This is a genomic window from Actinomadura craniellae, assembly GCF_003289645.1.
Taxonomy (GTDB): Bacteria; Actinomycetota; Actinomycetes; order Streptosporangiales; family Streptosporangiaceae; genus Actinomadura_D; species Actinomadura_D craniellae.
The window spans coordinates 388,812-402,949 of record NZ_QLYX01000002.1; the positions used below are offsets into that span (position 1 = coordinate 388,812).

General features: G+C 74.1%; 1 protein-coding gene (only partly in view). It reads right to left on the reverse strand.

The genetic code is table 11. The features are described from left to right. Positions 1 to 14,138: the 3' portion of a non-ribosomal peptide synthase/polyketide synthase gene (locus DPM19_RS05450; protein ID WP_158566706.1), read on the reverse strand. The gene runs 14,449 nt beyond the window's last position; the window shows 14,138 of its 28,587 coding nt (coding positions 14,450-28,587); its start codon lies off the right edge, out of view; its stop codon occupies positions 1 to 3.

A 14,138-nucleotide genomic window follows, 5' to 3' on the forward strand; every position in this document is an offset into this window, starting at 1 on the left:
TCAGGGGGTCGGGGGTGCGTCCGTGCCGGCCCGCTCCAGCCGTGCGGCGACGACACGGCCGATCTCGGCGATGGGGCCGGGCAGGGTCATGTCGTGGTGGCCGCACCCGACGGGGTGCACGTCCACCCGGCCGTCGACGTACGGCGCCCACGTGCCGGGGGCCGGTGCGCCGGGCACCCGGCCGAGCTCCGCGGTGAACAGCAGCAGGTCGCCGGCGAAGCGCCGCGGGACGAACTCCCGCATCAGCCGGGCGTGGTTGGTGACCACGTCGGGGAACGCCCGCAGCGTGTGCGGCGGGATGTCGGTCAGCGGTGCGCCGCCGCCGCGCCGCAGGATCTCCCGGGCCTCCTCCGGGTCCAGCGTGCCGCCACCGGGCCGCCGGGGCACCTCGTGGCCGAGGAAGCGCAGCAGGTGGGCGAGAACATCGCGGTCTTCCCGCGGCACGTCGCCGGGGCGCCCGGTGGCGGGCGCCCCGGGCGCGCCCGGCGGGAAGGAGTCGAGCAGGGCCAGCAGGGCCACATCCTCGCCCCGCTCGCGCAGCCGTACCGCCATCTCCTGGGCGACCAGGCCGCCGAACGACCAGCCCAGCAGGTGGTAGGGGCCGTCCGGCTGGACCTCGCGGATCCGGGCCAGGTAGTCCTCGGCCATCTCGCCCACGGAGCCCGGTAGTTCCTCCGCGCGCGCCAGCCCTCTGGACTGCAGCCCGTACAGCGGCCGGTCGTCGCCGAGCGCCCGGAGCAGGCCGGAGTAGGTCCAGCTCAGCCCGGCCCAGGGGTGGACGCAGAACAGCGGGGGCCGCCCGCCCGCGGCGCGCAGCGGCAGCAGCACCTCCAGGGCTCCGGCCGCCTCGCCCGTCCCGCCGGACCGCAGCAGCCGGGCCAGGGCCTCGGGGGTGGGCGCCTCGAACAGGGTCCGGATGCCGGGGGCGACGCCGAACGAGGAACGTATCCGGCCGGCGAGCCGGACCGCCAGCAGCGAGTGCCCGCCCAGGTCGAAGAAGCTGTCCTGGGGGCCGACCCGGTCGACGCCGAGCACCTCCTCGAACAGCGCGCACAGCAGCCGTTCCCCGGCGTCGCGTGGCGGGCGCCCGCCCTCGGACGGGGCGAACCGGGGCTCGGGCAGCGCCGCGCGGTCCAGCTTCCCGTTCACGGTGAGCGGGAGCTCCGGCAGGACCACGACGGCCGCGGGCACCATGTGTTCCGGCAGGTGGTCCGCGACGTGGCGGCGCAGCCGCGCCGGGTCCAGGGGTTCGGGTACGGCGCCGCCGGCCGGCACGGTGTAGCCGACCAGCCGTGCCTCGCCGCCCGCACCGGACCGCAGGACGACCGCGGCCCGGGCGACGCCCGGGTACGTGCGCAGGGTCGCCTCGATCTCGCCCGGTTCGATCCGGAAACCGCGCACCTTGACCTGCTGGTCGGTGCGGCCGAGGTACTCCAGCGCGCCGTCGGGGCGCCAGCGGGCCAGGTCGCCCGTGCGGTACATCCGCCCGCCCGTGCCGCCGGTGTCGAACGGGTCGGCGACGAAACGCTCCGCGGTCAGGGCCGGCCTGCCGTGGTAGCCGCGGGCCAGTTGCACCCCGGCCAGGTACAGCTCGCCGGTGACTCCCGGCAGCACCGGTCGCAGTGCCCCGTCCAGGACGTACGCCCGGGTGTTCCAGACCGGCCGGCCGATCGGCACCGGGCCTGCGGTGTTCCGCTCGCATTCGGTGTGGGTGACGTCCACGGCCGCCTCGGTGGGGCCGTAGAGGTTGTGCAGCGGCACCTCCGGCAGCACGGTGTGGAAACGGTCCGCCAGGTCGGCGGAGAGCGCTTCGCCGCTGCACACCACCCGGCGCAGCCCCGTGCATCCGGCCGCGGCGGGATCGTCGAGGAACGCGCCGAGCATCGAGGGGACGAAATGGACCGTCGTCACGCGCTCGGCCTGGATCAGTTCCGCCAGGTAGGCGGGGTCGCGGTGCCCGTCCGGCCGGGCGACCACCATGGTCGCTCCGGTGATGAGCGGCCAGAACAGCTCCCACACCGACACGTCGAAGCCGGTGGGGGTCTTGTGCAGGACCCGGTCCTCGGGCGTGAGCCCGTACTCGTGCTGCATCCACAGCAGGCGGTTGACGATGGCCTCGTGCGGGATCGCGACGCCCTTGGGCCGTCCGGTGGAACCGGAGGTGTGGATGATGTACGCCGGGTTCCGCGGGTGCGGGGCGGGGTTCCGGCCGGTGTCCGGCGCGGCGGGCGGGCCGTCGGCGCCCGCGGCCACGACCAGGGCCGGCGTGCCGGTGGGCAGCGGGAGCCTGGCGGCCGCCGGGACCAGCGTGCAGGCGGGGGTGGTGTCCGCCAGCAGCAGGGCGATGCGCTCGGCGGGCAGCGCCGGGTCGACCGGCACGTAGGCGGCTCCCGTTTCAAGCACCGCCAGCAGGGCGACGACCAGTTCCGCGGAGCGGGGCAGGGCGACCGCGACCCGGCTCTCCGGGCCCGCTCCGGCCCGGCGCAGCCGCGCGGCGAGAACGCGGGCGCGGGCGGCCAGTTCGGTGTAGGTGAGCCGCCGGCCCCTGTGGACGACGGCCACCGCGTCCGGCGTGCGCGCCACCTGGGCCGCGAACAACTCCGGGAGGGTGGCCGGCGGCACGGGCACCGCGGTGTCGTTCCACCGGTCGAGCACCAGGTCGCGTTCCTCGGGCCGGAGCACGTCCACGGCCGCCAGGATCCGGCCGGGGGCGATGACGAACTCCCGCAGCAGCGCGCCCAGCCTGTCCGCCATCGCCGTCACGGCCGTGCGGTCGAAGGCCGCGGGCTGGTGGCCGAGCCGCAGGACCAGGCGGCCGCCGCCCTGGGTCACGACCAGGCTCAGCGGGTAGTGCGTGGCGTCCCTGCCCCGCGCCCCGGCGAGCCCCGGCGCGCCGGTCGGTGAGGCGAGCGCCGCCGGGTCGACGGGGTAGTTCTCGAAGACGACCAGGGTGTCGAAGAGCCGGGAGTGCCCGGAGAGCCGGGTGACCTCGCCCAGCCCGAGATGCTGGTGGGCCAGCAGGGCCGACTGGGCCGCCTGCAGCCGGGTGAGCGTGTCGAGGACGGTCGCCGCCGGGTCGAGGGTGACCCGCACCGGCAGGGTGTTGATGAAGAGACCGACCATGGACTCGATCCCGGGGATCTCCGGCGGGCGGCCCGCGACGGTGGCGCCGAAGACGACGTCGTCGCGGCCGGTCAGCCGGGACAGCAGCAGCGCCCAGGCGCCCTGGACCAGGGTGTTGACCGTCAGGCCGTGGTCGCGGGCCAGCCGGCGCAGGGCCTCGACGGTGTCGGCGGGCAGTTCCAGATCGACGTGGCCGGGCTCCTCGGGTGCGTCGGGCGCCTCGGGGGCGAGCAGGGACGGTTCTTCCAGCCCGCCCAGTTCGGCCGCCCACGCGGCCCGCGCGGCGTCCCGGTCCTGCGCGGCGAGCCAGCGCAGGTAGTCGCCGTACGGTGGTGCCGGGGGCAGGGCGGCGGCCGAGCCGCCCGCCGCGTACAGCGCGAACATCTCGCGGAGCAGTACGGGCATGGACCAGCCGTCGAGCAGGATGTGGTGGGCGGTGAGGATCAGGCCGTGCCGCTCGTCGCCCAGCCGGACCAGTGCGATCCGCTGGAGCGGCGGGCGCGCCAGGTCGAACGGTGCGGATCGTTCCTCGGCGGCGATGCGGTCGGCTTCGGTTTCCCGCTGGTGTGCGGGCAGGGTGCTCAGGTCGAGCGTGCGCCAGGGGATCTGCGGGTCGCGGGTGATGACCTGGACGGGGGTGTCGGCCAGGTCGTGCACGAAGGCCGCCCGCAGGTTGGCGTGCCGGGCCAGCAGCGCCGCCCAGGTCTTCCGCAGGATCTCCTCGTCCAGCGGGCCGGTGAGCGTCAGGGCGAGTTGCGCGGTGTAGACGTCGGCGGACCGGGGGTCGTACAGCGCGTGGAAGAGGAAACCTTCCTGGAGCGGGGAGAGCGGGAGGACGTCTTCCAGGTCCGGGTGGGTGTCCTCCAGGTGCTGGATCTGGTCCTGGGTGAGGCGGACCAGGGGGAAGTCCGACGGGGTGTGACCACCGGCCCCCGCCGAACCGGCCAGGGTCTCCAACGCCTCCAACCACAGGCCGGCCAGCTCCCGCACCGCGGCCTCCTCCAGCAGGGCACCCGCCCAGGAGAAGGTCGCCGACAGCACCGGACCCTCCAGGCCGTCCACCGCGATGGCGTTGACCTCCAGGGCGTGGGCCAAGGGGGTGGCCGGGTCCGGACCGGGCCCACCGGGCAGGTCGATCAGGGTCCAGTCGGTGGATCCGGGTGCGGTGCCCGAGGTGGCGCCCGTGCGGCCGAGGTAGTTGAAGCCGATCTGGGGCTGCGGGAGATCCCTCAGCGTGCCCTCGGTCTCGGTGTTGAGGTAGCGCAGCAGGCCGTAGCCCGCGCCGTTCCCGGGGACCGCCCGCAGCTGTTCCTTGACCTGTTTGACCGCCCGCACCGGGTCGTCCCCGCCGGCGTCCAGCCGGACCGGGTGGATGCGGGTGAACCAGCCGACCGTCCGCGACAGGTCCACATCCGCCCGGTCGCTGTCACGGCCGTGGCCCTCCAGGTCGACCAGCACCGCGCTGGCCTCGGCGCCGCGTGCCCGCCGCCACCGGCGCACCGCCACCGCCAGGGCGCTCAGCAGCACATCGTTGACACCACCGTGGAAGGCCGCCGGAACGCTCGACAGCAACGGTGCGGTCAAGGACGCGGGAAGCGACACCTTCAGCCGGGCGGCCGTGCCCGCCGTGTCCCGCGCGGGATCCAGCGGGCGCGAACCCAGTGGTGGCTCGCCCGCGCCCAGCGTCCCGGTCCAGTAGGGCAACTCGTCCAGCAGGTCCGGGTCCTGCGCCCGTTCGCCCAGCAGCCGCGCCCACCGGCGGAAGGACGTGCCCACGGGGTCCAGCCGGACCGGCTCACCAGCCGTGATCGACTCCACCGCCTGGTACAGGTCAGGCAGCAGAACCCGCCACGACACCCCATCGACCGCCAGATGGTGAATCACCACCAGCAGCCGGCCCGCGGCCGCCGGGCCGGCGTCGAACCACACCACCTGCACCAGGGCACCCGACTCCGGTGCCAGCCGCCCCACCGCGGCGAATGCCTCCCGCGCCACCACCGCATTGGCGTCGTCCGAGGCATCGGAGGCCGGGTCATCTGCCCACGGCACCCGGCGCACGCACCCGGCCGCGTCCACCGCACCGCGCTCGCCGACCGTCAGCCCGGAGTCGCCGGTCAGCCGCAACCGCAGGGCGTCGTGGTGATCGAGCAGTGCCTGCACGGCCGCGACCAGCCGCTTCTCCTCCAGGTCGGCGGGCACCCGCACCAGCACCGACTGGTGGAAGGACCGCACCAGCCCGCGCCGCTCCCGCAGCCGATGCACGATCGGTGTCAGGTCCACCGGGCCCGTGCCGTCGTCCTCGACCTCGGCCGGGGCCTCGGCGTTCCCGCACACCCGCGCCAGCGCGGCGACGTTCTGCCGTTCGAACACGTCGCGTGGCGTGAACACCAGCCCGGCCCGCCGCGCCCGGCTGACCAGCTGGATCGACATGATGCTGTCCCCGCCCAGCGCGAAGAACCCGTCCTCCGCACCGACGCGCTCGACGCCCAGCACCTCCGCGAACAGGCCGCACAGTGTCCGTTCCACGGGGGTGCGCGGCTCGCGTCCGCCGCCCGTGGTGGCCGTGAGGTCGGGCGCGGGCAGGGCCGCACGATCCACCTTGGCGTTCGACGTCAGTGGCAGCGCGTCGAGCAGCATGATCTCCGCGGGAACCATGTACTCCGGCAGCCGTTCGGCGACTTCGTCGCGCAGCCGGTCGGGGTCGGGGAAGCGGCCTGGTTCGGGGACGACGTAACCGGTCAGGCGCTTGGCCCCGGACGGCGCCCGGTGCACCACGACCACCGAATCGGCCACGCCGTCCTGCTCACCCAGCACGGCCTCGACCTCACCCAACTCGATCCGGAAACCACGGATCTTCACCTGGTCATCGGCCCGCCCCAAAAACTCCAGCACCCCATCCAGGGACCACCGCACCAGGTCCCCGGTCCGGTACATCCGCGCGCCCACCGACCCGAACGGATCAGCCACGAACCGCTCCGCCGTCAACCCGGCCCGCCCCACATACCCCCGCGCCAACGCATCACCGGCGATGTACAGCTCGCCCACCGCGCCCGGCAGGACCGGCCGCAACCCGCCGTCCAGCACGTACGCCTGCATCCCGTCACGGGCCCGCCCGATCGGCACGATCGCCGGGACCTCCGCCGCGTCCCGCATGGTGTGCTGGGTGGCGAAGAGGGTGATCTCGGTCGGGCCGTAGATGTCGGTGACATCCGTTCCAGGGCAGGCGCCGAGCACCCTTCGGACGGCCGCCGACGAAACCACGTCACCGCCGGTCAGCACCTCCCGGACGCCCTTCAGGCAGCCGGGGTCCTCCTCGGCGACCACCCGGAACAGCCCGGCGGTCAGCAGCAGCGAGGTCACGCCGTGCTCGCGTACCGTGCGGGCGATGGCGGGCACGTCGAGTTCGCCGGGGGGCGCCACGACGACCTGGCCACCGTTCAGCAGCGGCATCCACAGTTCGTAGGTGGCCGGGTCGAAGCCGTACGGCGAGTGGAACAGCACCCGGTGCGGGCCCGGGCCGCCGTCCCTCCACCGGCGGTCGGTGGCCAGGCTCACCACTCCCCGGTGGGTGATCTCCACGCCCTTGGGCGCACCGGTCGACCCGGAGGTGAACATCACGTACGCCGCACCATCCGGGCGGGGGCGCACCACCGGAGCGACCGCCGGCCCCTCCACCGGCTCATCACCGACCGCCACCAGGTGCTTCACGCCGGGCAGCCCGTCGGCGGCGGTGCTGCCGTCCGTCACCACGACCCGGGCCCCGGCCTGCTCCACCATCGAGGCCAGCCGGGCGGCCGGGAGCCGGCCATCCAACGGCACGTACACCCCACCGGCCTTGAGCACCGCCAACACCGCCACCACCACCTGCGGCGAACGCTCCATCAACAAAGCAACCCGGCCCTCGACACCCACCCCCGCAGCCACCAGCCGCGCCGCAAGCCCATCCGCCCGCTCATCCAACTCCCGGTAACTCCACCAACCACCGTCCCAGCAGACCGCCCCCGCCTCCGGCGTCCGGACCACCTGCGCGGCGAACGCCGCGACGACGCTCGTCTCGCCCCGTACCGAATCCGCGTCCGGGTCGTTCCACTCGACCAGGACCCGGTGCCACTCCTCGGCGGTCAGCACGTCGACGGTTCCCGCGGGCCGGTCCGGGTGGTCCGCCAGCGTCCGCAGCAGTGCGACCAGACGCGTCATGATCGAGCGGGCGGTGTCCTCGGTGAACAGGTGCGGCAGGGTGTGCAGCCGCAGCCACAGCGTGTCGCCCCGCAGCCCGGCGGCGAGGGTCACCGGATAGTGGGTCGCGTCATGGATCTTCGTGCCGGTGACGGCGAGGCCGGTGGCCGGGACGAGTCCTTCCGCCACGGGGTAGTTCTCGAAGACGACGAGCGTGTCGAAGAGCCGGGGCAGGCCGGCGAGCCGGTTGATCCGGCTGAGGCCGAGGTGCTGGTGGGCCAGCAGCCGCGACTGCGCCCCCTGGACCCGCGACAGGAGGTCGAGCAGCCGCTCGGCCGGGTCGAGGGTGACCCGCACCGGGAGGGTGTTGATGAACAGGCCCGCCATGGACTCGATCCCGGGGATCTCCGGCGGCCGGCCGGAGACCGTCGTGCCGAAGACCACGTCGTCACGGCCGGTCAGCCGGGACAGCAGCACCGCCCAGGCGCCCTGGACCAGGGTGTTGACCGTCAGGCCGTGGTCGCGGGCCAGCCGGCGCAGCGCCGCCACGGTCTCCTCGGGGAGTTCCGCGGCGATCCGGGCCGGGAGGTCCTGCCCGCCCGCCGGCGCGGTGTCCGGGGCGAGCAGGGTCGGCTCCTCCACACCGTCGAGTTCGGCCGCCCAGACCTCCCCGGCGGCCTCCCCGTCCTGTGCGGCGAGCCAGCGCAGGTAGTCGCGGTACGGCGGCACGGCCGGAAGGTCCGTGCCGGTGCCGCCGGCGGCGTACAGGGCGAACAGTTCCCGCGCCAGGACGGGTATCGACCAGCCGTCCAGCAGGATGTGGTGGTTGGTCAGGATCAGCCGGTGGCGGGTGGCCCCCAGCCTGGCCGACGTGACGCGCAGCAGCGGCGGGCGCGCCGGGTCGAAGCGCTCGGCGCGTTCTTCGGCGGCGATGCGGTCGGCTTCGGTTTCCCGCCGGTGTGCGGGCAGGGTGCTCAGGTCGAGCGTGCGCCAGGGGATCTGCGGGTCGCGGGTGATGACCTGGACGGGGGTGTCGGCCAGGTCGTGCACGAAGGCCGCCCGCAGGTTGGCGTGCCGGGCCAGCAGCGCCGCCCAGGCCTTCCGCAGGACTCCCTCGTCCAGGGTTCCCTCGAGTTCGAGTTCGACCTGGGTGGTGTAGACGTCGGTGCCCTCGCGGTCGTAGACGGCGTGGAAGAGCAGACCCTCCTGGAGCGGGGAAAGGGGAAGGACGTCTTCCAGGTCCGGGTGGGTGTCCTCCAGGTGCTGGATCTGGTCCTGGGTGAGGCGGACCAGGGGGAAGTCCGACGGGGTGTGGCCACCGGCCTGGGCCGAACCGGCCAGGGTCTCCAGCGCCTCCAGCCACAGGCCGGCCAGTTCCCGCACCGCGGCCTCCTCCAGCAGGGCGCCCGCCCAGGAGAAGGTCGCCGACAGCACCGGACCCTCCGGGCCGTCCACCGCGATGGCGTTGACCTCCAGGGCGTGGGCCAGCGGGGTGACGGGGCCGTCGAGCCCGCCGGGCCGGCGGAGCAGGGCCCAGTCGGCCGTGCCGGCGGCGCCGGAGGACGCCGTGCCCGTGCGGCCGAGGTAGTTGAAGCCGACCTGGGGTTCGGCGAGGGTGGCGAGCGCGGGTGCCGTGTCCGCGTTCAGGTGACGCAGCAGGCCGTAGCCTTCGCCGTTTCCAGGCACCGCCCGCAGTTGTTCCTTGACCTGCTTGACCGCCCGCACCGGGTCGTCCCCGCCGGCGTCCAGCCGGACCGGATGCACCCGGGTGAACCAGCCGACCGTCCGCGACAGATCCACATCCGCCCGATCACTGTCCCGGCCGTGGCCCTCCAGATCGACCAGCACCCCGCCGGCCTCGCCACCGCGCGCCTGCCGCCACCGCCGCACCGCCACCGCCAACGCACCCAGCAGCACATCGTTGACACCACCGTGGAAGGCCGCCGGAACGCTCGACAGCAACGGCACGGTGTACTCGCCGGGGAGCTCCACCGTGAGCCGCCGCGCGGTGGCGGTGGTGTCCCGTGCACGGTCCAGCGCCCGCGAACCCAGCGGTGGCTCGCCCGCGCCCAGCGTCCCGGTCCAGTAGGGCAGTTCCTCCAGCAGAGCCGGGTCCTGCGCCCGTTCGTCGAGCAGCCGCGCCCACCGGCGGAAGGACGTGCCCACGGGGTCCAGCCGGACCGGCTCACCGGCCGCGATCGACTCCCACGCCTGCCGTAGATCCGGCAACAACACCCGCCACGACACGCCATCGACCGCCAGATGGTGAATCACCACCAGCAACCGGCCCGCGGCCGCCGGACCGGCGTCGAACCACACCACCTGCACCAGGGCACCCGACTCCGGAGCCAACCGCCCCACCGCGGCCGACGCCTCCCCCACCACCACCGCATCAGCAGCGTCCAGCGCACCAGCGGCCGGGGCTCCCGCCCACGGCACCCGGCGCACACACCCGGCCGCGTCCACCGAACCGCGCTCGCCGACCGTCAGCCCGGAGTCGCCGGCCAGCCGCAACCGCAGGGCGTCGTGGTGATCGAGCAGCGCCTGCACCGCTGCAACCAGCCGCTCCTCCCCCAGGTCCGGCGGGGCCTGGACCATCACCGACTGCTGGAAGCCGTCCACCGTGCCACGCCAGTCACGCAGCCAGCGCAGCACCGGAGTCGGCACCATCGGGCCCGTGCCGTCGTCCTCGACGCGCACCGGCGAGCCCTCGTCCGCGTCCCGGCAGGCACCCGCCAGCGTGGCGACGTTCTGCCGTTCGAACACGTCGCGTGGCGTGAATACCAGCCCGGCCCGCCGTGCCCGGCTGACCAGCTGGATCGACATGATGCTGTCCCCGCCCAGCGCGAAGAACCCGTCCTCCGCACCGACGCGCTCGACGCCCAGCACCTCCGCGAACAGGCCGCACAGCAGTTTCTCCCGCTCCGTGCGGGGCTCCCGCCCGCCGCCTGTCCCGTCGAGTTCGGGCACCGGCAGGGCTGCCCGGTCCAGCTTTCCGCGCCGGGTCAGCGGCAGTTCGTCCAGGGTGAGCAGGGCGCTCGGCAGCGCGTGCTCGGGCAGCCGCTCGGCCGCGCGGGCCCGGAGCAGCGCGGTGTCGAGGGTGCGGCCTGGTTCGGGGACGACGTAACCGGTCAGGCGCTTGGCCCCGGACGGCGCCCGGTGCACCACGACCACCGAATCAGCCACACCGTCCTGCTCACCCAGCACGGCCTCGACCTCACCCAGCTCGATCCGGAAACCACGGATCTTCACCTGGTCATCGGCCCGCCCCAAAAACTCCAGCACCCCACCCGAAGACCACCGCACCAGGTCCCCGGTCCGGTACATCCGCGCACCCGCCAGCCCGAACGGATCGGCCACGAACCGCTCCGCCGTCAACCCGGCCCGCCCCACATACCCCCGCGCCAACGCATCGCCCGCGACGTACAGCTCCCCCACCGCGCCCGGCGGGACCAGCCGCAGACCACCGTCCAGCACGTACACCTGCATCCCGTCACGGGCCCGCCCGATCGGCACGATCGCCGGGACCTCCGCCGCGTCCCGCATGGTGTGCTGGGTGGCGTACACGGTGATCTCTGTTGGGCCGTACGCGTCCATGACCGTGGTGTCGGGGCAGTGTTCCAGCACTCTGCGGACGGTGGTGGCCGTGACGACGTCACCGCCGACCAGCACCTCGCGCACGGTGGCCAGGCAGCCGGGGTCCTCCTCGGCGACCACCCGGAACAGCCCGGAGGTCAGCAGCAGCAGCGTCACCCCGTGCGCCCGGACCGCCTGGGCGATGGCCGCCACGTCGGTTTCGCCGGGCGGGGCCACCACGACCTCTCCGCCGGTCAGCAGCGGCAGCCACAGCTCGAAGGTGGACGCGTCGAAGCCGTACGGCGAGTGGAACAACGCCCGGTGCGGGCCCGGGCCGCCGTCCCTCCACCGGCGGTCGGTGGCCAGGCTCACCACACCCCGGTGGGTGATCTCCACACCCTTGGGCGCACCGGTCGACCCGGAGGTGAACATCACGTACGCCGCACCATCCGGATGCGGGCGCACCACCGGAGCAACCGCCGGCCCCTCCACCGGCTCATCACCGACCGCCACCAGACGCAGCGCACCGGGCAGCACGTCAACGGGGGCACCGCCGTCCGTGATGACGACCTCAATCTCGGCCTGCTCCACCATCGAGGCCAGCCGGGCGGCCGGGAGCCGGCCATCCAACGGCACGTACACCCCACCGGCCTTGAGCACCGCCAGCACCGCCACCACCACCTGCGGCGAACGCTCCATCAACAAAGCGACCCGGCCCTCGGCACCCACCCCCGCAGCCACCAGCCGCGCCGCGAGCCGATCCGCCCGCTCATCCAACTCCCGGTAACTCCACCGGCCACCGTCCCAGCGAACCGCCCCCGCCTCCGGCGTCCGGGCCACCTGCGCGGCGAACGCTTCGACCATGCTCATCTCGCTCCGCGCCGAGTCGGCGCCGGAGTCGTTCCACTCGGCCAGGACCTGGTGCCGCTCCTCGGCGGTCAGCACGTCCACCGCGTGTGCGGGCCGGCTCGGGTCGTCGGCCAGCGCCTGGAGGAGCCGGACGAGGCGGCCGGCCAGCAGCCGCGCCTCGTCCTCGGTGAACGCCTCCGGCGCGTACTCGATGCGCAACGACAGCCCCCGGCCCTGCGGTGCGGCGATCAGCACCAGCCGGTAGTGGGTGGCCTCGCGGGTCTCGGCGCGGGTGAGGGTGAGTCCCGTGCCAGTGAGGGCCGTGGCTCTCTCGTCGACCGGGTAGTTCTCGAAGACCATTGCCGTGTCGAACAGCCGGGGCAGCGCGGCCAGCCGGTGGATCTCGCTCAGCCCCAGGTGCTGGTGGGGCAGCAGTTCCGCCTGCTCGCCCTGGAGGTGGCGCAGCAGGGACTCCAGGGACCGGGTCTGGTCCAGCCGTACCCGCACGGGGAGGGTGTTGATGAACAGGCCCGCCATGGACTCGATCCCGGGGATCTCCGGCGGCCGGCCGGAGACCGTCGTGCCGAAGACCACGTCGTCGCGGCCGGTCAGCCGGGACAGCAGCACCGCCCAGGCGCCCTGGAGGACCGTGTTGAGGGTGAGCCCGCGGGATCTGGCCCAGGAGCTGAGCCGGGTGCCGAGGTCCGGGGGAAGCTCGGGGTGCACCCGTCCGGGGCGGGCGGCCGGCGGGGCCGAGGCGGGCTGGCCGGGGGCGACCAGCGTGGGTTCTGCCACCCCGGCCAGGGCCCGGGTCCACGCCTCGCGCGCCGCTGCGCGGTCCTGGGCGGAGAGCCAGCGCAGGTAGTCGCCGTATGGGGTCACCCGGGGCAGACCGGTCGCCGGCCCTGCGAGGGCGTACAGAGTGAACAGGTCGCGGGCCAGGACGGGCACCGACCAGCCGTCCAGCAGGAGGTGGTGGTGTGTCAGGACGAGGCGGTGGCGGGCACCGCCGAGCCGGAGCAGAGCGGCGCGCAGCAGCGGCGGGCGCGCCGGGTCGAAGCGCTCGGCGTGCTCTTCGGCCGCGATGCGGTCGGCTTCGGTTTCCCGCTGGTGTGCGGGCAGGGCGCTCAGGTCGAGCGTGCGCCAGGGGATCTGCGGGTCGCGGGTGATGACTTGGACGGGGGTGTCGGCCAGGTCGTGCACGAAGGCCGCCCGCAGGTTGGCGTGCCGGGCCAGCAGTTGCGCGCAAGATCGGCGCAGCCGTTCCACGTCCAGCGGCCCCTCCAGGTCCAGGCGCAGCTGCGGGGTGTAGACATCGCTCTCTCCGCCGTCGTAGACGGCGTGGAAGAGCAGGCCCTCCTGGAGCGGGGAAAGGGGAAGGACGTCTTCCAGGTCCGGGTGGGTGTCCTCCAGGTGCTGGATCTGGTCCTGGGTGAGGTGGACCAGGGGGAAGTCCGACGGGGTGTGGCCACCGGCCTGGGCCGAACCGGCCAGGGTCTCCAGCGCCTCCAACCACAGGCCGGCCAGCTCCCGCACCGCGGCCTCCTCCAGCAGGGCACCCGCCCAGGAGAAGGTCGCCGACAGCACCGGACCCTCCGAGCCGTCCACGGCCACGGCGTTGATGTCGAGCGCGTGGAGCAGTGCGGCGGCCGGGTCGGTGCCGGCGCCGAGCGCGTGGCTGTCGGCCACCGTCCAGTCGGCGGAGGCGGACGCGGTGCCCGATGCGGCCGCGCCCGTGCGGCCGAGGTAGTTGAAGCCGATCTGGGCTCTGGGGCTTTGCAGGAGGAGGGGCGCCGTCTGCGGGTTGAGGTAGCGCAGCAGTCCGTAGCCGAAGCCGTTCCCGGGCACCGCCCGCAGTTGTTCCTTGACCTGCTTGACCGCCCGCACCGGGTCGTCCCCGCCGGCGTCCAGCCGGACCGGATGCACCCGGGTGAACCAACCGACCGTCCGCGACAGATCCACATCCGCCCGATCACTGTCCCGGCCATGGCCCTCCAGGTCGACCAGCACCCCGCCGGCCTCGCCACCGCGCGCCTGCCGCCACCGCCGCACCGCCACCGCCACCGCCACCGCACCCAGCAGCACGTCGTTGACACCACCGTGGAAGGCCGCCGGAACGCTCGACAGCAACGGCACGGTGTACTCGCTGGAGAGCTCCACCGTGAGCCGGGCGGCCGTGCCCACCGTGTCCCGGGTGGGATCGAGCGGACGCGAACCGAGCAGTGGTTCCGGAACGGTCGCCATCTCGGTCCAGTAGGGCAGTTCTTCCAGCAGAGCCGGGTCCTGCGCCTGCTCGCCCAGCAGCCGCGCCCACCGGCGGAACGAGGTGCCCACCGGGTCCAGCCGGACCGGCTCACCGGCTGTCACCGACTCCCATGCCTGCCGCAGGTCCGGCAGCAGAACCCGCCACGACA